The 16734-nt window shown below is 67.0% G+C and carries 23 protein-coding genes; all 23 read left to right on the top strand.

The window, feature by feature from the left end:
* Positions 1 to 30: 30 nt before the first annotated feature.
* The 23 genes from malF (at position 31) to rplN (ending at position 16733) form a co-directional block, all read left to right on the top strand.
* The gene (malF, locus tag AUV07_RS00480) at positions 31 to 1635 is read left to right on the top strand and encodes a maltose ABC transporter permease MalF (protein WP_062632883.1); all 1605 of its coding nucleotides are present in this window, start codon (positions 31 to 33) and stop codon (positions 1633 to 1635) included.
* Between the two features lies 1 nt (position 1636).
* Positions 1637 to 2539, top strand: a complete 903-nt coding sequence (locus tag AUV07_RS00475) for a sugar ABC transporter permease (protein ID WP_062632881.1) — start codon at positions 1637 to 1639, stop codon at positions 2537 to 2539.
* A gap of 88 nt (positions 2540 to 2627) precedes the next feature.
* Positions 2628 to 2780, top strand: a complete 153-nt coding sequence (locus tag AUV07_RS17705) for a hypothetical protein (RefSeq protein WP_197462085.1) — start codon at positions 2628 to 2630, stop codon at positions 2778 to 2780.
* A 109-nt stretch (positions 2781 to 2889) separates the two neighbouring features.
* Positions 2890 to 3951: a hypothetical protein gene (locus tag AUV07_RS00470; protein WP_062632879.1), complete on the top strand. Its 1062-nt coding sequence runs from the start codon at positions 2890 to 2892 to the stop codon at positions 3949 to 3951.
* 71 nt (positions 3952 to 4022) lie between these two features.
* Entirely contained in the window at positions 4023 to 4451 is a 429-nt protein-coding gene (locus AUV07_RS00465; protein ID WP_231868156.1) for a hypothetical protein, read from the top strand.
* A 49-nt stretch (positions 4452 to 4500) separates the two neighbouring features.
* Complete coding sequence (locus AUV07_RS00460) at positions 4501 to 5148, top strand: hypothetical protein (protein WP_062633037.1); 648 nt, start codon at positions 4501 to 4503, stop codon at positions 5146 to 5148.
* A 227-nt stretch (positions 5149 to 5375) separates the two neighbouring features.
* Positions 5376 to 5744: a 30S ribosomal protein S12 gene (gene rpsL, locus AUV07_RS00455; RefSeq protein WP_013584051.1), complete on the top strand. Its 369-nt coding sequence runs from the start codon at positions 5376 to 5378 to the stop codon at positions 5742 to 5744.
* A gap of 5 nt (positions 5745 to 5749) precedes the next feature.
* A complete protein-coding gene (rpsG, locus tag AUV07_RS00450) occupies positions 5750 to 6220 on the top strand; it encodes a 30S ribosomal protein S7 (protein ID WP_017201608.1) in 471 nt (156 codons plus the stop codon).
* Positions 6221 to 6316: 96 nt separating this feature from the next.
* Entirely contained in the window at positions 6317 to 8431 is a 2115-nt protein-coding gene (gene fusA / locus AUV07_RS00445) for an elongation factor G (protein WP_062632877.1), read from the top strand.
* Between the two features lie 176 nt (positions 8432 to 8607).
* Positions 8608 to 9801: an elongation factor Tu gene (gene tuf, locus AUV07_RS00440; protein WP_062632876.1), complete on the top strand. Its 1194-nt coding sequence runs from the start codon at positions 8608 to 8610 to the stop codon at positions 9799 to 9801.
* A gap of 144 nt (positions 9802 to 9945) precedes the next feature.
* Positions 9946 to 10158, top strand: a complete 213-nt coding sequence (locus tag AUV07_RS00435; protein ID WP_062632875.1) for a hypothetical protein — start codon at positions 9946 to 9948, stop codon at positions 10156 to 10158.
* An 865-nt stretch (positions 10159 to 11023) separates the two neighbouring features.
* On the top strand, positions 11024 to 11332 hold the full coding sequence (rpsJ, locus tag AUV07_RS00430; protein WP_017201594.1) for a 30S ribosomal protein S10: 309 nt from the start codon (positions 11024 to 11026) through the stop codon (positions 11330 to 11332).
* A gap of 8 nt (positions 11333 to 11340) precedes the next feature.
* Positions 11341 to 12000: a 50S ribosomal protein L3 gene (gene rplC / locus AUV07_RS00425; protein ID WP_062632874.1), complete on the top strand. Its 660-nt coding sequence runs from the start codon at positions 11341 to 11343 to the stop codon at positions 11998 to 12000.
* Positions 12001 to 12002: 2 nt separating this feature from the next.
* The gene (gene rplD / locus AUV07_RS00420; protein WP_025102407.1) at positions 12003 to 12665 is read left to right on the top strand and encodes a 50S ribosomal protein L4; all 663 of its coding nucleotides are present in this window, start codon (positions 12003 to 12005) and stop codon (positions 12663 to 12665) included.
* Positions 12662 to 12985 (top strand): 50S ribosomal protein L23, encoded by a 324-nt coding sequence (gene rplW, locus AUV07_RS00415; RefSeq protein WP_025102406.1) that lies wholly within the window; start codon positions 12662 to 12664, stop codon positions 12983 to 12985. The genes rplD and rplW overlap by 4 nt, the downstream gene beginning before the upstream one ends.
* A gap of 20 nt (positions 12986 to 13005) precedes the next feature.
* A complete protein-coding gene (gene rplB, locus AUV07_RS00410) occupies positions 13006 to 13845 on the top strand; it encodes a 50S ribosomal protein L2 (RefSeq protein WP_025102405.1) in 840 nt (279 codons plus the stop codon).
* 12 nt (positions 13846 to 13857) lie between these two features.
* Positions 13858 to 14139, top strand: a complete 282-nt coding sequence (rpsS, locus tag AUV07_RS00405; RefSeq protein WP_017201589.1) for a 30S ribosomal protein S19 — start codon at positions 13858 to 13860, stop codon at positions 14137 to 14139.
* Positions 14140 to 14164: 25 nt separating this feature from the next.
* Entirely contained in the window at positions 14165 to 14563 is a 399-nt protein-coding gene (gene rplV, locus AUV07_RS00400) for a 50S ribosomal protein L22 (protein WP_025102404.1), read from the top strand.
* On the top strand, positions 14563 to 15315 hold the full coding sequence (gene rpsC, locus AUV07_RS00395) for a 30S ribosomal protein S3 (RefSeq protein WP_025102403.1): 753 nt from the start codon (positions 14563 to 14565) through the stop codon (positions 15313 to 15315). Before rplV ends, rpsC begins: the two co-directional genes overlap by 1 nt.
* Positions 15315 to 15734 (top strand): 50S ribosomal protein L16, encoded by a 420-nt coding sequence (gene rplP, locus AUV07_RS00390; RefSeq protein ID WP_025102402.1) that lies wholly within the window; start codon positions 15315 to 15317, stop codon positions 15732 to 15734. The genes rpsC and rplP overlap by 1 nt, the downstream gene beginning before the upstream one ends.
* A complete protein-coding gene (rpmC, locus tag AUV07_RS18070; RefSeq protein ID WP_025102401.1) occupies positions 15734 to 16051 on the top strand; it encodes a 50S ribosomal protein L29 in 318 nt (105 codons plus the stop codon). Before rplP ends, rpmC begins: the two co-directional genes overlap by 1 nt.
* Positions 16051 to 16368, top strand: coding sequence for a 30S ribosomal protein S17 (rpsQ, locus tag AUV07_RS00380; RefSeq protein WP_025102400.1), 318 nt, complete (start codon positions 16051 to 16053; stop codon positions 16366 to 16368). Before rpmC ends, rpsQ begins: the two co-directional genes overlap by 1 nt.
* Positions 16365 to 16733 carry a 50S ribosomal protein L14 gene (rplN, locus tag AUV07_RS00375; RefSeq protein WP_025102399.1) on the top strand — a complete coding sequence of 123 codons (369 nt, stop codon included), beginning with the start codon at positions 16365 to 16367 and terminating at the stop codon, positions 16731 to 16733. The genes rpsQ and rplN overlap by 4 nt, the downstream gene beginning before the upstream one ends.
* The last annotated feature ends 1 nt before the right edge of the window (position 16734 follow it).

Here is a 16734-nt window from a genome sequence, read left to right as displayed (position 1 = left end):
CCGCCCCGGCAGGACCATGACGAGGACGACATGACCGACACCGAAGAGCGCACCGCGCCCCCCACGCCTCGGCAGCGCCAGGCGGCGAAGATCGCCGAGGCGGCCTCCCGACCGATCGGGTGGATGCTGCTCAAGATCCTGTTGCTGGCGATCGTGGACGCGATCGCCGTCTATGCCGTGTTCGTGCTGCTCGTGCAGCACGAGTGGCTCGTCCTCGGCCTCGTCGTCGCGGTGACGGTCGTCGTCAACTACATCTACTTCTCCCGCAAGCGCATCGCGGCGAAGTACCTCACGCCCGGCATCATCTTCCTGGTCCTGTTCCAGGTCTTCACGCTCCTCTACACGGGCTACATCGGCTTCACGAACTACGGCACCGGTCACAACGGGAGCAAGGAGCAGGCGATCTCGTCGCTGCTCGCCTCCGCGCAGGAGCGCGTCGAGGACTCTCCGACGTACCCCGTCACGGTGGTCGAGCAGTTCGGCACCTACGGCCTCCTCGTCACGGATCCCGAGGACGGGGATGCCCTCCTCGGTACGGCGGAGCAGCCTCTCGCCGAGGTCGACGCGGAGTTCGAGGGTGGCAAGGCCGTCGCCGTCGACGGGTGGACCACGCTTCCGCTCGCCACCGTCTTCACGCTGTCGGAGGAGCTGGAGCAGCTCTCCGTCCCCTTCAGCGACGACCCCAACGAGGGCAGCCTCCGTGCACCCGACGGGCAGAACGGCTACCTGTACGTCTCGACGCTGACCTACGACGCCGATGCCGACACGATCACGGACACCGCGACCGGCACGGTCTACAGCGACACCGGCGACGGTGCGTTCACCGCGGAGGACGGCGAGCAGCTGCTGCCCGGCTGGCAGACCACGGTCGGCTTCGACAACTTCGTCCGCGCGGTGACCGACGAGTCCATCCGCGGTCCGCTCATCTCGGTCACCGTCTGGACCTTCGTCTTCGCGCTGGTGTCCGTCGCGACGACCTTCTTCCTCGGCCTGCTGCTCGCGCTCGTCTTCAACAACACGCGGATGCGCTTCCGCAACGGCTACCGGATCATCCTCATCCTCCCGTACGCCTTCCCGGCGTTCCTCTCCGCGCTCGTCTGGGCAGGGATGATGAATGAGAGCTTCGGGTTCATCAACCAGGTGCTGTTCGGTGGTGCGTCCATCCCGTGGCTCACCGATCCGGTGCTGGCGAAGGTGTCCGTGCTGCTGGTGAACCTCTGGCTCGGCTTCCCGTACATGTTCCTCGTCTGCATGGGCGCGCTGCAGGGCATCCCGGACGACGTGAACGAGGCCGCCGTGATGGACGGCGCGAACGCGTGGCAGATCTTCCGCCGCATCAAGCTGCCGCTGCTGCTGGTGACTGTGGCGCCGCTGCTGATCTCGTCGTTCGCGTTCAACTTCAACAACTTCAACCTGATCTACATGCTGACCAAGGGCGGCCCGCGCTTCAGCGACGTGTCGATCCCCGTCGGCCACACCGACATCCTCATCTCGATGGTCTACAAGGTGGCCTTCACCGGGCAGACCCGCGACTACGGTCTCGCCTCCGCCTTCACGATCCTGATCTTCGTCGTGGTCGCGACGATCTCGATCATCAGCTTCCGCAAGACCAAGGCCCTCGAGGAGCTGAACTGACATGAGCACCGTCCCCAGCACCGCCCCGCGCACCGCTCCGCGGCGTCGTTCGTTCGGCGCCTGGTTCGCCGACACCGGATGGCGTCACCTCGTCGCCATCGTGGTGAGCGCCTTCGCCCTCTTCCCGCTCCTGTACGTCGTGTCGGCCTCGCTCAACCCGCAGGGCACGCTCACCGGATCGAACCAGCTCTTCTCGGCCATCGGGATCGACAGCTACGTGCGCATCCTCAGCGACCCGCAGAACCCGTACGGGACGTGGTTCCTGAACACGCTGCTCATCGCGGTCGTGACGGGCGCGGTCACCGTGTTCATCGGAGCGTGTGCGGCATATGCCTTCTCCCGCATGCGCTTCGCGGGCCGTCGCGTGGGGCTCGTCACCATCGTCGTGGTGCAGATGTTCCCGCAGCTCCTCGCGGTGGTCGCGATCTTCCTGCTGATGTCGACGCTGGGGGACTGGTTCCCGGCGATCGGCCTCAACACGCACACCGGCCTGATCCTCGTCTATCTCGGCGGCGCGCTCGGCGTGAACACCTACCTGATGTACGGCTTCTTCAACACGATCCCGAAGGAGATCGACGAGGCCGCCCGCATCGACGGCGCAGGGCACGCGCGGATCTTCTTCACGATCATCCTCCGCCTGGTCGCCCCGATCCTCGCGGTCGTCGGTCTGCTCTCCTTCATCGGCACGGTGAACGAGTACGTGATCGCCAGCGTCATGCTCGTCGACGTGGATCAGCAGACCCTCGTCGTCGGTCTGACCAAGCTCGTGGCGAACCCTCGCTACGCCGACTGGTCGGCCTTCTCCGCCGGCGCGGTCATGGCGGCGATCCCGGTGATGGTGCTCTTCCTCTTCCTGCAGAAGTACATCGTTGGCGGTCTCACCGCGGGGGCGACCAAGGGCTGATCGAGCGGCCGCGGCGTCCGCTGACCGAGGCCGCCGCGTCGCGGCGTTGCTCACGGCCTGCGCGGGGGCTCGGGCCTACGGTGGGACCATGGCACGGGTGGGTGGACGGAACCTCGGGATGAGCTGGTTCGCCGGCATCGTGTGCGCGGGTATCGTCGGGGCTCTGGTGTGGCTCTCCCTGCCGATGCTCCCGGTTCTGGCGCAGGTCGCCGGCGACGCCCTTCGTACGGTCTTTCCGTGAACGGCAGGCGGGGCGACGCGCGTATGGCGACACGTCGGCACGCCTCCGGAAGCGCCGGGACAGGCGGCGGTAATCTCGCACTGCACATCCCCGATGAGAGGCGCACCCCATGAGTGATCCCGAGGCTCGTCAGCCCGAGAAGCCGCGCGACGTCGACGACGTCGTCGGCAGCGCGAACGCCGGTCTCGATGCCGCAGCAGCGGCCCGGGGAGATGTCTCCGGTGCCGTGGACGACTCGCGAGCGGATGACTCGCGCGTCTCCGATGCGCCGACCGACCCCGCCGTGACGCGGCAGGAGCCGGCGGTCGACCCTGATCTCGCCGCCTTCGAAGCTGCCGAGCGCGAACACCCCGGCACTTTCGCGTCAACGGTGCCGACGCCCTCGCGAACCGACAGCGACCGCTTCGGCGCTGATCGCGGTGACGCCGACCGTCACGACGCGACGCCGGAGACCTCGCTCTACGCGACGCCGACCAGCCCCGCGCACGAGGAGTCGGCCATGGCGGGCGCCGCCTACGCCTCCCACGCCGACGACACCGACACTCGGATCGTGCCCTCCGAGCCGCTCACGAACGGTGCCGCCGCCGCGCCGCAGCCGCAGCAGCCGCAGCCGATCTTCGTGCAGGCGCCGGAGCCGCCGCGCGAGCGCGGCAACCGCGGCACCGCCGGGGCCATCGGCCTGCTCGCCACCGTCGCCTTCGCGCTGCTCTACCTCGCGACCATCCTCGGTCTCGGCGCCCTCGCCGGCGACGTGAACGGGGAAAACATCGGCGAGGCTCTCGTCGCCCCGCTGCTCACCTGGGGGTTCTGGACCCCGGTGGTCGTGTTCTTCCTCGGCTTCTGGTTCCTCGGAGCGATCATCAACCGCGGCCGCTGGGGCCTCTGGGTGGTGTTCGGCCTCATCGTGGGCCTCATCGCCTACGCGGGACACATCCTGGGCCAGCTCTTCGAGGCGCCGTTCTGGAAGCTGAGCCCGTCCCAGGGTCTCGAACTCGCGGGGGAGCAGCTGCTGGCTCCGCTGGCCATCGCGGCCTTCGTCTTCGCCCGCGAGCTCACGATCTGGTTCGGCGCCTGGGTGGCCCGCAGCGGCGCCCGCAAGACCGAGCTGAACGAGGAGGCGCAGCGCGAGTACGAACGCACCCTCGAGGCCGGTCCCACCCTGTCGAGGTAATCACGAACACCACCACGCCGAACCCCCGCGGGCCCGAGTCCGCGGGGGTTTCGGCTGTCCTCGCGGCGGTGATGGCCACCATCGCCTTCTTCGCTCTCGCCGTCTTCGGCCTCGGTGCGCTCAGCGTCGCGACCGACCGGGACATCATCGACGCGCCGGGCCTCGGGCAGGTCCCGGGGGTGTCCGGCATGGTCGCGGCGGTCGTGGTGTTCGCGCTGGTCCTGTGGGCGACGGTGCGGCGGGGACACGCCTCCTTCGGCTCCGCTCCCGTGATCGCGCTGCTCACGGCACTCGTGCACCTCGCCACCGTCTGGTTCGCCGTGCTCGTCGCGACGAGCGACGTGGTCGTGGCCACGGCCGTCGCCGGAGATCTCGTCCGCGGCGGCGCGAGTCTCGTGCTCCTCGCCGCGGCGGCGGTGGCCGCCTGGGGTGGGATCGCCCTGCGCCGCACGAAGTCGGCGCAGCCGCGATGGCCGTGGGAGCGCGACGAGGGGGAATGACACCCCGGAAATCCGCGCCGTGAGCGGCGACGCGCCGTACGCTGGTGGGGTGGAGCGCTCATTGGAGACGCAGGTCGACCAGGCCGTCGAGGCCTGGTTGCGCTGGGTGCCGCGCTGGGAGCCGGCGACGCACCGCGGCCGGACCGCGCCCTGTCGACGCTGTCTCGGCTCGCCCATCCTCGCCGCCGCGGGAATCGCCGGCACCACCCCGCACGGCGTCCAGCACGGCCTGTCGACGCGCATCAAGACGATCGTCGACCATGCGGTCGGCGAGTACACCGCGCGGAACCTCCCGACACTGCAGCGCGAGCTCGACCAGCAGGCCGCGCGCAACAGGGCCCGCAGCTATCGACCGACCGAGGACCTCGACCCTGAGTTCGAGGGCATGCCGCTGGACCCGGAGCCGGTGCCCGGCGCCCCCTTCCTCTTCACGATCGCCGGCCTCGCCGACGACTCCGCGGCCGAGCTGCCGCCGCTGCCGCCGCTCTCCGACGAGGCCAAGACGGCACTGCGACAGGAGGTCGCCCTCGCGGACGAGTACGCGAACCTCGTCGGCCGGGAGATCTGCGGGATCCTGCTCCGACACCGCATCACGATCCAGGCGGCGGTGTCCCGGCACGTCGAGCCGCAGATCGAGGCGCTCCTCGCCGAGTTGACGGAGTCGCTGGACTCGCCGTTCGACCCCGACATCCCCTGACTCCGCGCGGTTCCCGCGAGGGCGACCGTCATTTGACCGTCAGGTTACGCGGCATTACACTTGATCAGGTGTGTGCACGTCCTGACGTGCGCGCTGGGCGTCGGCACCTCGCCGGTCCGCCCCCACGGCATACCCACCACACCAAAAGCTCGCCGGTTCCGGCGTGCCGGTGGGTCATGATGTGAAACCCATCACGCTGTCACCGTGCAGCACTATGAGGAGAGAACGTGCCAACCATTCAGCAGTTGGTTCGCAAGGGTCGCTCGCCCAAGGTCTCGAAGACCAAGGCGCCCGCGCTCAAGTCGAACCCGCAGCAGGCCGGGGTCTGCACCCGCGTCTACACCACCACCCCGAAGAAGCCGAACTCGGCGATGCGCAAGGTCGCTCGTGTGAAGCTCCGCAACGGGACCGAGGTCACCGCGTACATCCCCGGTGAGGGCCACAACCTGCAGGAGCACTCCCTGGTGCTCGTCCGCGGCGGTCGTGTGAAGGACCTCCCCGGTGTGCGTTACAAGATCGTCCGTGGCGCTCTGGACACCCAGGCCGTCAAGAACCGTAAGCAGGCTCGTTCCCGCTACGGCGCGAAGAAGGGTTGAGTTAGATGCCTCGTAAGGGTCCCGCCCCCAAGCGCCCCGTCGTCAACGACCCGGTCTACGGCGCTCCGATCGTCACCTCGCTGGTGAACAAGATCCTCGTCGACGGCAAGAAGTCGCTGGCCGAGTCGATCGTCTACGGCGCCCTCCGCGGTGTCGAGGCGAAGAACGGCCAGGACGCCGTCGCCACCCTGAAGAAGGCGCTCGACAACGTGCGCCCCACGCTCGAGGTCCGCAGCCGCCGCGTCGGTGGCTCGACCTACCAGGTTCCGGTCGAGGTCAAGCCGCACCGCGCGAACACCCTCGCGCTGCGCTGGCTCGTGAGCTACGCCAAGGGTCGTCGTGAGAAGACGATGACCGAGCGTCTCCAGAACGAGATCCTGGACGCGTCGAACGGCCTCGGTGCCGCGGTCAAGCGCCGCGAGGACACCCACAAGATGGCCGAGTCGAACCGCGCGTTCGCTCACTACCGCTGGTAACCCCTTCGACGGGCTCAGGGGCCCTTCCGCGTTCCTGGGCCCGTCGCACCCCCTCTTCGCAGTACACCTGCTGCTCCAATAGATAAGGACACTCCTGTGGCACAAGACGTGCTCACGGACCTGAGCAAGGTCCGCAACATCGGCATCATGGCGCACATCGATGCCGGCAAGACCACGACGACCGAGCGCATCCTGTTCTACACGGGCGTCAACCACAAGCTCGGCGAGACGCACGACGGTGCCTCGACCACCGACTGGATGGAGCAGGAGAAGGAGCGCGGCATCACGATCACGTCTGCCGCCGTGACCTGCTTCTGGAACAAGAACCAGATCAACATCATCGACACCCCCGGTCACGTGGACTTCACGGTCGAGGTGGAGCGCTCGCTCCGCGTCCTCGACGGCGCGGTCGCCGTGTTCGACGGCAAGGAGGGCGTCGAGCCCCAGTCCGAGACCGTGTGGCGTCAGGCCGACAAGTACAACGTCCCCCGCATCTGCTTCGTCAACAAGATGGACAAGCTCGGCGCGGACTTCTACTTCACGGTCGACACGATCATCAACCGCCTCGGCGCCAAGCCGCTGGTGCTGCAGCTCCCGATCGGTGCCGAGAACGACTTCGTCGGCGTCATCGACCTCATTGAGATGCGCGCGCTGGTGTGGCCCGGCGACGCCAAGGGTGACGTGACCATGGGTGCCTCCTACGAGGTGCAGGAGATCCCGGCCGACCTCAAGGACAAGGCCGAGGACTACCGCCAGCAGCTGCTGGAGACGGTCGCCGAGACCGACGAGGAGCTTCTCGAGAAGTTCTTCGGCGGCGAGGAGCTCACCGTCGCGGAGATCAAGGGCGCCATCCGCAAGATGGTCATCGCCAGCGAGATCTACCCGGTCCTCTGTGGCTCCGCCTTCAAGAACCGCGGTGTGCAGCCCATGCTGGACGCCGTCGTCGACTACCTCCCGTCCCCGCTGGACGTGCCCGCCATCGAGGCGCACGACCCGAAGGACGAGGAGAAGATCATCGAGCGTCACCCCGACGCGAAGGACCCGTTCGCGGCCCTGGCCTTCAAGGTCGCCGTGCACCCGTTCTTCGGTCGTCTGACGTACGTGCGCGTCTACTCGGGCGAGCTCGAGTCGGGCGCCCAGGTCATCAACTCGACCAAGGGCAAGAAGGAGCGCATCGGGAAGATCTTCCAGATGCACGCCAACAAGGAGAACCCGGTCGACAAGCTGACCGCCGGCAACATCTACGCCGTCATCGGCCTGAAGGACACCACCACGGGTGACACCCTCGCCGACATCGCGCAGCCGGTCGTCCTCGAGTCGATGACGTTCCCGGAGCCGGTGATCGAGGTCGCCATCGAGCCGAAGACCAAGGCCGACCAGGAGAAGCTGGGTCTCGCGATCCAGAAGCTCGCTGAAGAGGACCCGACCTTCCGCACGGAGCTCAACCCCGAGACCGGTCAGACGACCATCAAGGGCATGGGCGAGCTGCACCTCGACATCCTCGTGGACCGCATGAAGCGCGAGTTCCGCGTCGAGGCGAACGTCGGCAAGCCGCAGGTCGCGTACCGCGAGACGATCCGCAAGGCCGTCGAGAAGCACGACTACACGCACAAGAAGCAGACCGGTGGATCGGGCCAGTTCGCCAAGATCCAGTTCAACATCGAGCCGCTCGAGCTCGACGGCGAGAAGACGTACGAGTTCGTGAACGCGGTCACCGGTGGCCGCATCCCGCGCGAGTACATCGGCTCGATCGACGCCGGTTTCCAGGACGCCATGAACGTCGGTGTCCTCGCGGGCTACCCGATGGTGGGCGTCAAGGCGACCATCGTCGACGGTGCGGCGCACGACGTCGACTCCTCGGAGATGGCGTTCAAGATCGCGGGCTCCATGGGCTTCAAGGAGGCCGCTCGCCGTGCCAACCCTGTGCTGCTCGAGCCGCTGATGGCCGTCGAGGTCCGTACTCCGGAGGAGTACATGGGCGACGTCATCGGCGACCTGAACTCGCGTCGTGGCCAGATCCAGTCGATGGAGGACGCCGCCGGCGTCAAGGTCGTGCGCGCCGCGGTGCCGCTGTCCGAGATGTTCGGCTACATCGGCGACCTGCGCTCGAAGACCTCGGGCCGTGCCGTCTACTCCATGGAGTTCGACAGCTACGCCGAGGTCCCGCGCGCGGTGGCCGACGAGATCGTCCAGAAGGCCAAGGGCGAGTAACACTTCCCGGCGCTTCGACAGGCTCAGCAACCCATAATGGGGCCCTGAGCCTGTCGAAGGGTCAGGTCACCTACAACTTCACATTCCCTCTCTACTAAACTGAGAACCTAACCCGTAGAGAACCGGTCGCAAACCAGTGCCCGGCACCTCTACAACGACGTCCTGAGGAGGACCCAGTGGCTAAGGCCAAGTTCGAGCGGACCAAGCCGCACGTCAACATCGGAACGATCGGTCACGTCGACCACGGCAAGACCACGCTCTCCGCAGCGATCTCGAAGGTGCTTGCTGACAAGTACCCGTCCGACACGAACGTGCAGCGTGACTTCGCTTCCATCGACTCGGCGCCGGAAGAGCGCCAGCGCGGTATCACGATCAACATCTCGCACATCGAGTACGAGACCCCGAAGCGCCACTACGCCCACGTTGACGCCCCCGGCCACGCCGACTACGTCAAGAACATGATCACGGGTGCGGCGCAGATGGACGGCGCGATCCTCGTCGTCGCGGCCACCGACGGCCCGATGGCGCAGACGCGCGAGCACGTGCTGCTCGCCAAGCAGGTCGGCGTCCCCTACCTGCTCGTCGCGCTCAACAAGTCCGACGCGGTCGACGACGAGGAGATCCTGGAGCTCGTCGAGCTCGAGGTCCGCGAGCTGCTCTCGAGCCAGGGCTTCGACGGCGACAACGCTCCCGTCGTCCGTGTCTCCGCTCTCAAGGCCCTCGAGGGCGACGAGAAGTGGGTCGACGCGATCCTCGAGCTCATGCAGGCTGTCGACGACAGCGTTCCGGACCCGGAGCGTGACCGTGACAAGCCGTTCCTCATGCCCGTCGAGGACGTCTTCACGATCACCGGTCGTGGCACCGTCGTCACGGGTCGCGCCGAGCGTGGCACCCTGGCCATCAACTCCGAGGTCGAGATCGTGGGTCTGCGCCCGACGCAGAAGACGACCGTCACCGGTATCGAGATGTTCCACAAGCAGCTCGACGAGGCCTGGGCCGGCGAGAACTGTGGTCTGCTCCTCCGCGGCACCAAGCGCGAGGACGTGGAGCGCGGCCAGGTCATCGTGAAGCCGGGTTCGGTCACGCCGCACACCGACTTCGAGGGCACGGCCTACATCCTGTCCAAGGACGAGGGTGGCCGCCACAACCCCTTCTACACGAACTACCGTCCGCAGTTCTACTTCCGCACCACGGACGTCACCGGCGTCATCACGCTGCCCGAGGGCACCGAGATGGTCATGCCCGGCGACACCACCGACATGACGGTCGAGCTGATCCAGCCGATCGCCATGGAGGAGGGCCTCGGCTTCGCCATCCGTGAGGGTGGTCGTACGGTCGGCGCCGGTACGGTGACGAAGATCATCAAGTAAGCATCTGCTTCCTCGCAAAGGGGTCGAGCCTTCGGGCTCGGCCCCTTTGTCGTTCTCCGGTCCAGGGTTCCGCTGCCCGGTTCTGCCAGGCAGAATGAGGAGTCCGGCGCGATCGCCGGCAGTTCACCTCCGAAGGGGATTCACATGGGTATCGAGGACGCCGTCAACAAGGGCAAGGACCTGTACGAGCAGAACAAGGACAAGCTCGCCGAAGCCGTCAAGAGCGAGCAGGCCGAGGACATCAGCGACAAGGTGCTGGACGGTGTCGCGGACTTCGCGAAGAAGATCGCACCCGGCGCGGCCGACAAGATCGACGAGATCCGCGAGAGTGCGGACAAGAGCATCGGCAACGAGTAGAGACCGACGTCTCCACGGCGAGCGGCGGCCCCCGAGATCGGGGCCGCCGCTCTTCTGTGTCGGGGGTATTCCGATGGGCGCCCTCGGATGTGGCGGATTCTCGGATGGATCGAGTAGGATCATCTCGACCGCCTGGGGATCTTGCGGTCGGGGACGCCGAAGGGGTTCGGCTCCCGAATCACGCGGTTCGTCCGCGTTGGAAATCTGGGGAAAACGATTTTGGGGATCATCGTGCGACGCGCGCACTCCGTGCGCCTGAGCGTCTCCCCGCCTGCGCGGCGGGTCTTCCGCCGTGCCCTCGGTCGAGGCGTCCGGCGTCCCTTCACGCTGGGCTCCTCGCGTTCGGTGTGCCCCCTCGCACCGAACGCCCTCCCCAAGCGGGGCGAGGCATGGGGATGCCTCGCCCCGCGCTCCTCCGGCGACTGAACGCGCGCGGAGGGGGAGGTCCCTGAGAGTCCGGTGAGCGCGACACGCCCGGGTTTGCAGAAGTGAAATCCGCCGTGGCAGAATAGACAGGTTCGATATTCCGTCGCCGCTGTGCGTGCGCCGGATCACTGCCAGGGCAGTGCATAGACGGCGCCTCCTCCGGGAGGCTGCAGGGTTCTAGGCCGCGGGCAGCAGAACACAATCCCGACACCTTCATCATCGAGGGCACTGCCGTGCGCGGCGGGGGTCGGGCATCCGTCACCTTCGGGTGCGCGGCTGACAGCAGAACAGTGGTGCAGCCTCTTCGACAGGCTCCCCGACCGCGAGGTCGAGGGCCCGAGAAGACGAGTGCCGAGGCGCGAACAGCGCCGACGTGCGTCCAATGCCCCAGGGCCACCCGGTCCCGGACGGTAAGACGCTTAAAGAGAGAGAGCAGACAATGGCGGGACAGAAGATCCGCATTCGCCTGAAGTCGTATGACCACGAGGTCATCGACACGTCCGCACGCAAGATCGTCGACACCGTGACCCGTGCGGGCGCGACCGTCGTCGGACCCGTGCCCCTTCCGACCGAGAAGAACGTCGTGTGCGTCATCCGGTCGCCCCACAAGTACAAGGACAGCCGCGAGCACTTCGAGATGCGCACCCACAAGCGCCTGATCGACATCGTCGACCCGACGCCCAAGGCCGTCGACTCGCTGATGCGTCTCGACCTGCCGGCCGACGTCAACATCGAGATCAAGCTCTGAGGTTCGACATGGCTGACATCAACTCCAAGGTTTCTAAGGGCATGCTCGGCACCAAGCTCGGCATGACCCAGGTCTGGAACGAGAACGGCAAGCTCGTTCCCGTCACCGTCATCGAGCTCGCGCCGAACGTGGTCACCCAGATCCGTACCCCCGAGAAGGACGGCTACAACGCCGTGCAGATCGCGTACGGCCAGATCGACCCGCGCAAGGTGAACAAGCCCCTCTCGGCTCACTTCGAGGCTGCCGGCGTCACGCCGCGTCGCCACGTGACCGAGGTCCGCACGGCCGACGCCGCCGACTACACGCTGGGCCAGGAGCTCACGGTGGACGGCACGTTCGAGGCCGGCCAGCTCGTCGACGTCGTCGGCACGAGCAAGGGCAAGGGCACCGCCGGTGTCATGAAGCGCCACAACTTCAAGGGCGTCTCGGCATCGCACGGTGCGCACCGCAACCACCGCAAGCCCGGCTCCATCGGCGCATCGTCGACCCCGAGCCGCGTCTTCAAGGGCATGCGCATGGCCGGCCGTATGGGTGGCGAGCGCGTGACCGTCCTCAACCTCACGGTGCACGCCATCGACATCGAGAAGGGACTCATGCTCGTCAAGGGCGCCGTCCCCGGTGCTCGCGGCCGCATCGTCTACGTCCGCAACGCAGTGAAGGGTGCCTGATCATGGCTGACTCCACTCTCGCGCTCGACGTCCTCAAGGCAGACGGCAAGAAGGCAGGCTCCGTCGAGCTTCCCGCCGCGCTGTTCGACGTCAAGACGAACATCCCGCTCATCCACCAGGTCGTCGTCGCGCAGCTCGCGGCGGCTCGCCAGGGCACGCACTCGACCAAGCGTCGTGGCGAGGTCTCGGGTGCCGGCCGCAAGCCCTTCAAGCAGAAGGGCACGGGTAACGCCCGTCAGGGCTCGATCCGCGCGCCGCACATGACCGGCGGTGGCATCGTGCACGGCCCGAAGCCGCGCGACTACTCGCAGCGCACCCCCAAGAAGATGATCGCGGCCGCCCTGCTGGGCGCGCTCAGCGACCGCTTCCGCGGTGACCGTCTGCACGCGATCGACACGTTCGGCACCGACGGCGCGCCGTCGACCAAGGCCGCCGCGGGCTTCCTCGCCCAGGTCGCCACGTCGAAGAACGTCCTCGTGGTCATCGAGCGCGGCGACGAGCTCGCGCTCAAGAGCATCCGCAACCTCGGCCACGTCCACGTGCTGACGTTCGACCAGCTCAACGCCTACGACGTGCTCGTCTCCGACGACATCGTCTTCACCCAGGCCGCGCTCGAGGGCTTCATCGCCTCCAAGTCCGGCGCCAACCAGGAGGTCTCCGCATGAGCGAGCAGGCATCTGTTCTCCAGACGGCCCTGAACAAGGACCCGCGCGACATCATCCTGAAGCCGGTCGTGTCCGAGAAGAGCTACGGCCTGATCGACGAGGGCAAGTACACCTTCCTCGTCGACCCGCGCGCTTCGAAGACCGAGATCAAGCTCGCCATCGAGAAGATCTTCGGCGTCAAGGTCGCGTCCGTCAACACGATCAACCGCGTCGGCAAGGCCCGTCGCACCCGCTTCGGCACCGGTAAGCGCAAGGACACCAAGCGCGCCATCGTGAGCCTGAAGTCGGGCACCATCGACATCTTCACGGCAATCGGCTGATCCGGGGGATAAGGACAATCATGGCTATTCGCAAGTACAAGCCCACGACCCCGGGCCGTCGCGGCTCGTCGGTGGCTGACTTCGCCGAGATCACCCGATCGACGCCGGAGAAGTCGCTGCTGCGCCCGATCTCGAAGACCGGTGGTCGCAACAACCAGGGCCGCATCACGACCCGTCACATCGGTGGTGGCCACAAGCGCCAGTACCGCGTCATCGACTTCCGTCGCAATGACAAGGACGGCGTGAACGCCAAGGTCGCGCACATCGAGTACGACCCCAACCGCACCGCGCGCATCGCGCTGCTGCACTACTTCGACGGCGAGAAGCGCTACATCCTCGCGCCGGCGAAGCTGAAGCAGGGCGACATCGTCGAGTCGGGCCCCGCGGCGGACATCAAGCCGGGAAACAACCTCCCGCTGAAGAACATCCCCACGGGTACCGTCATCCACGCCATCGAGCTCCGCCCCGGCGGCGGCGCGAAGATGGCGCGCTCGGCCGGTGCGTCGGTCCGCCTCGTCGCCAAGGACGGCCCCTACGCCCAGCTGCGTCTGCCCTCCGGTGAGATCCGCAACGTCGATGCGCGCTGCCGCGCGACCATCGGCGAGGTCGGCAACGCCGAGCAGTCGAACATCAACTGGGGCAAGGCCGGCCGCATGCGCTGGAAGGGCGTCCGCCCGACCGTCCGCGGTGTCGCGATGAACCCGGTCGACCACCCGCACGGTGGTGGTGAGGGCAAGACGTCCGGTGGACGTCACCCCGTCTCCCCGTGGGGTCAGGCCGAGGGCCGCACCCGCCACGCCAACAAGGAAAGCGACAAGTACATCGTGCGTCGTCGCAACGCCGGCAAGAAGCGCAAGTAGGAGTAAGAGAAGATGCCTCGCAGTCTCAAGAAGGGCCCCTTCGTCGACGAGCACCTGCTTCGCAAGGTGGTCGTGCAGAACGAAGCCGGCACGAAGAACGTCATCAAGACCTGGTCCCGCCGGTCCATGATCATCCCGGCCATGCTGGGTCACACGATCGCGGTCCACGACGGTCGCAAGCACATCCCCGTGTTTGTCTCCGAGACCATGGTCGGTCACAAGCTGGGCGAGTTCGCGCCCACCCGCACCTTCCGCGGCCACGAGAAGGACGACAAGAAGGGCCGTCGCCGCTGACGCGGCGGCGATAGAGGAGAGAGAAATGGTGGAGTCCATCGCACGCGTGCGACACATCCGCGTGACCCCTCAGAAGGCTCGTCGTGTCGTCGCGCTCATCAAGGGCAAGCAGGCCCAGGAGGCTCTGGCGATCCTGAAGTTCGCTCAGCAGTCCGCCAGTGAGCCGATCTACAAGCTTGTCGCGTCGGCCATGGCCAACGCGCAGGTCAAGGCGGATCGTGACGGCGAGTACCTCGACGAGCAGGACCTGTACGTGAAGAACGCGTACGTGGACGAGGGCACGACGCTCAAGCGTTTCCAGCCCCGTGCACAGGGTCGCGCTTTCCAGATCAAGAAGCGCACGAGCCACATCACGGTCGTGCTCTCGACGCCGGAGGCGGCTCCTGCCGCGGCCGGCGACAGCAACAAGAAGGCGAGCAAGTAATGGGACAGAAGGTCAACCCGTACGGCTTCCGCCTCGGCATCACCACGGACCACGTGTCGCGCTGGTTCTCCGACTCGACGAAGCCGGGTCAGCGTTACGCCGACTACGTGGCCGAGGACATCAAGATCCGTCGCCTGCTGCAGACGCAGCTCGACCGTGCCGGCGTCTCGAACATCGAGATCGAGCGCACCCGTGACCGCGTCCGCGTCGACATCCACACCGCCCGCCCGGGCATCGTGATCGGTCGTCGTGGTGCAGAGGCCGAGCGCATCCGCGGCGACCTCGAGAAGCTCACGGGCAAGCAGATCCAGCTGAACATCCTCGAGGTCAAGAACCCCGAGGCCGACGCTCAGCTGGTCGCCCAGGGCATCGCCGAGCAGCTCTCGGCTCGCGTGGCGTTCCGTCGCGCGATGCGCAAGGGTCTGCAGGGCGCGCAGCGCGCCGGCGCCAAGGGCATCCGCATCCAGGTCTCGGGCCGTCTCGGCGGCGCCGAGATGAGCCGGTCGGAGTTCTACCGCGAGGGTCGTGTGCCGCTGCACACGCTGCGCGCGAACATCGACTACGGCTTCTACGAGGCCAAGACCACCTTCGGCCGCATCGGCGTGAAGGTGTGGATCTACAAGGGCGACCTCACCGCCAAGGAGCTCGCGCGCGAGCAGGCCAACGCGCCGAAGTCGCGCCGTGACGACCGTGGTGACCGCCGCCGTGCCCCGCGCAACGAGGCACCTGTTGCAGAAGGAGCGTCGGCATAATGCTCATCCCCCGTAAGGTCAAGTACCGCAAGCAGCACCACCCGGGGCGCTCGGGTCAGGCCACCGGCGGCACGAAGGTCTCCTTCGGCGAGTTCGGCATCCAGGCCCTCACCCCCGCGTACGTGACGAACCGTCAGATCGAGTCCGCTCGTATCGCGATGACCCGTCACATCAAGCGTGGCGGCAAGGTGTGGATCAACATCTACCCGGACCGTCCGCTCACGAAGAAGCCGGCCGAGACCCGCATGGGTTCCGGTAAGGGTTCCCCCGAGTGGTGGGTCGCCAACGTCAAGCCGGGCCGCGTCCTCTTCGAGGTCGCGGGTGTCGACGAGCAGCTCGCTCGCGAGGCACTGACCCGTGCAATCCACAAGCTGCCGCTCAAGGCACGCATCATCAAGCGCGAGGAGGGCGACGCGTAATGGCGATCGGCACCAAGGAGCTCGCTCCGGCAGAGCTCGACACGTTCGAAGACCAGCGCCTCGTTGAGGAGCTGCGCAAGGCCAAGGAGGAGCTGTTCAACCTCCGTTTCCAGTCGGCCACCGGCCAGCTGGAGAGCCACGGCCGCATCCGCGCCGTCAAGCGCGACATCGCGCGCCTCTACACGGTGATCCGCGAGCGCGAGCTGGGCATCCGTGCGACGCCCGCTCCGGTCGAGGCTCCCGCGAAGAAGGCGACCAAGTCGAAGGCGAAGAAGGCGGACGCCGCCGAGGACGCCCCGAAGGAAGAGGCTGAGTGATGGCCACCAAGAAGGAAGCCGCCGTCGAGGCTGAGCACGCCGCTCACGACGTGCGCGACGCCGACGCCCGCGGGTACCGCAAGGCCCGTCGTGGCTATGTCGTCAGCGACAAGATGGACAAGACGATCGTCGTCGAGGTCGAGGACCGCGTGAAGCACCCGCTTTACGGCAAGGTCATCCGCCGGACGTCGAAGGTCAAGGCGCACGATGAGGCGAACTCCGCCGGCATCGGCGACCTGGTCCTGATCAACGAGACCCGCCCGCTGAGCGCCACCAAGCGCTGGCGTCTGGTGGAGATTCTGGAGAAGGCCAAGTGATTCAGCAGGAGTCCCGTCTCAAGGTCGCCGACAACACCGGCGCCAAGGAGCTGCTCACGATCCGCGTCCTCGGTGGCTCGCGCCGCCGGTACGCCGGTCTGGGCGACACCATCGTCGCGACCGTCAAGGACGCGATCCCCGGTGGCAACGTCAAGAAGGGCGACGTCGTCAAGGCGGTCATCGTCCGCACCAAGAAGGAGACCCGTCGTCCCGACGGCTCCTACATCAAGTTCGACGAGAACGCCGCCGTCATCCTGAAGAACGACGGGGAGCCCCGCGGCACCCGTATCTTCGGGCCGGTCGGCCGTGAGCTTCGCGACAAGAAGTTCATGAAGATCGTCTCGCTGGCACCGGAGGTCATCTGAT

This window comes from Microbacterium sp. CH1 (assembly GCF_001595495.1).
Lineage (GTDB): Bacteria > Actinomycetota > Actinomycetes > Actinomycetales > Microbacteriaceae > Microbacterium.
Note: the sequence above shows the minus strand (reverse complement) of the source record. Positions and strands in the feature narration are given on the sequence as shown.

What these genes read in the sequence shown, in the direction of transcription:
- rpsC (WP_025102403.1), top strand. Translation starts at nt 14,563, where the DNA reads ATGGGACAGAAGGTCAACCCGTACGGCTTCCGCCTCGGCATCACCACG.
- rpsJ (WP_017201594.1), top strand. Translation starts at nt 11,024, where the DNA reads ATGGCGGGACAGAAGATCCGCATTCGCCTGAAGTCGTATGACCACGAG.
- rpsS (WP_017201589.1), top strand. Translation starts at nt 13,858, where the DNA reads ATGCCTCGCAGTCTCAAGAAGGGCCCCTTCGTCGACGAGCACCTGCTT.
- AUV07_RS00465 (WP_231868156.1), top strand. Translation starts at nt 4,023, where the DNA reads ATGGCCACCATCGCCTTCTTCGCTCTCGCCGTCTTCGGCCTCGGTGCG.
- malF (WP_062632883.1), top strand. Translation starts at nt 31, where the DNA reads ATGACCGACACCGAAGAGCGCACCGCGCCCCCCACGCCTCGGCAGCGC.
- rplP (WP_025102402.1), top strand. Translation starts at nt 15,315, where the DNA reads ATGCTCATCCCCCGTAAGGTCAAGTACCGCAAGCAGCACCACCCGGGG.
- rplV (WP_025102404.1), top strand. Translation starts at nt 14,165, where the DNA reads ATGGTGGAGTCCATCGCACGCGTGCGACACATCCGCGTGACCCCTCAG.
- rplD (WP_025102407.1), top strand. Translation starts at nt 12,003, where the DNA reads ATGGCTGACTCCACTCTCGCGCTCGACGTCCTCAAGGCAGACGGCAAG.
- AUV07_RS00435 (WP_062632875.1), top strand. Translation starts at nt 9,946, where the DNA reads ATGGGTATCGAGGACGCCGTCAACAAGGGCAAGGACCTGTACGAGCAG.
- rplW (WP_025102406.1), top strand. Translation starts at nt 12,662, where the DNA reads ATGAGCGAGCAGGCATCTGTTCTCCAGACGGCCCTGAACAAGGACCCG.
- rplB (WP_025102405.1), top strand. Translation starts at nt 13,006, where the DNA reads ATGGCTATTCGCAAGTACAAGCCCACGACCCCGGGCCGTCGCGGCTCG.
- AUV07_RS17705 (WP_197462085.1), top strand. Translation starts at nt 2,628, where the DNA reads ATGGCACGGGTGGGTGGACGGAACCTCGGGATGAGCTGGTTCGCCGGC.
- rplC (WP_062632874.1), top strand. Translation starts at nt 11,341, where the DNA reads ATGGCTGACATCAACTCCAAGGTTTCTAAGGGCATGCTCGGCACCAAG.
- rpsQ (WP_025102400.1), top strand. Translation starts at nt 16,051, where the DNA reads ATGGCCACCAAGAAGGAAGCCGCCGTCGAGGCTGAGCACGCCGCTCAC.
- AUV07_RS00470 (WP_062632879.1), top strand. Translation starts at nt 2,890, where the DNA reads ATGAGTGATCCCGAGGCTCGTCAGCCCGAGAAGCCGCGCGACGTCGAC.
- AUV07_RS00475 (WP_062632881.1), top strand. Translation starts at nt 1,637, where the DNA reads ATGAGCACCGTCCCCAGCACCGCCCCGCGCACCGCTCCGCGGCGTCGT.
- rpsG (WP_017201608.1), top strand. Translation starts at nt 5,750, where the DNA reads ATGCCTCGTAAGGGTCCCGCCCCCAAGCGCCCCGTCGTCAACGACCCG.
- rpmC (WP_025102401.1), top strand. Translation starts at nt 15,734, where the DNA reads ATGGCGATCGGCACCAAGGAGCTCGCTCCGGCAGAGCTCGACACGTTC.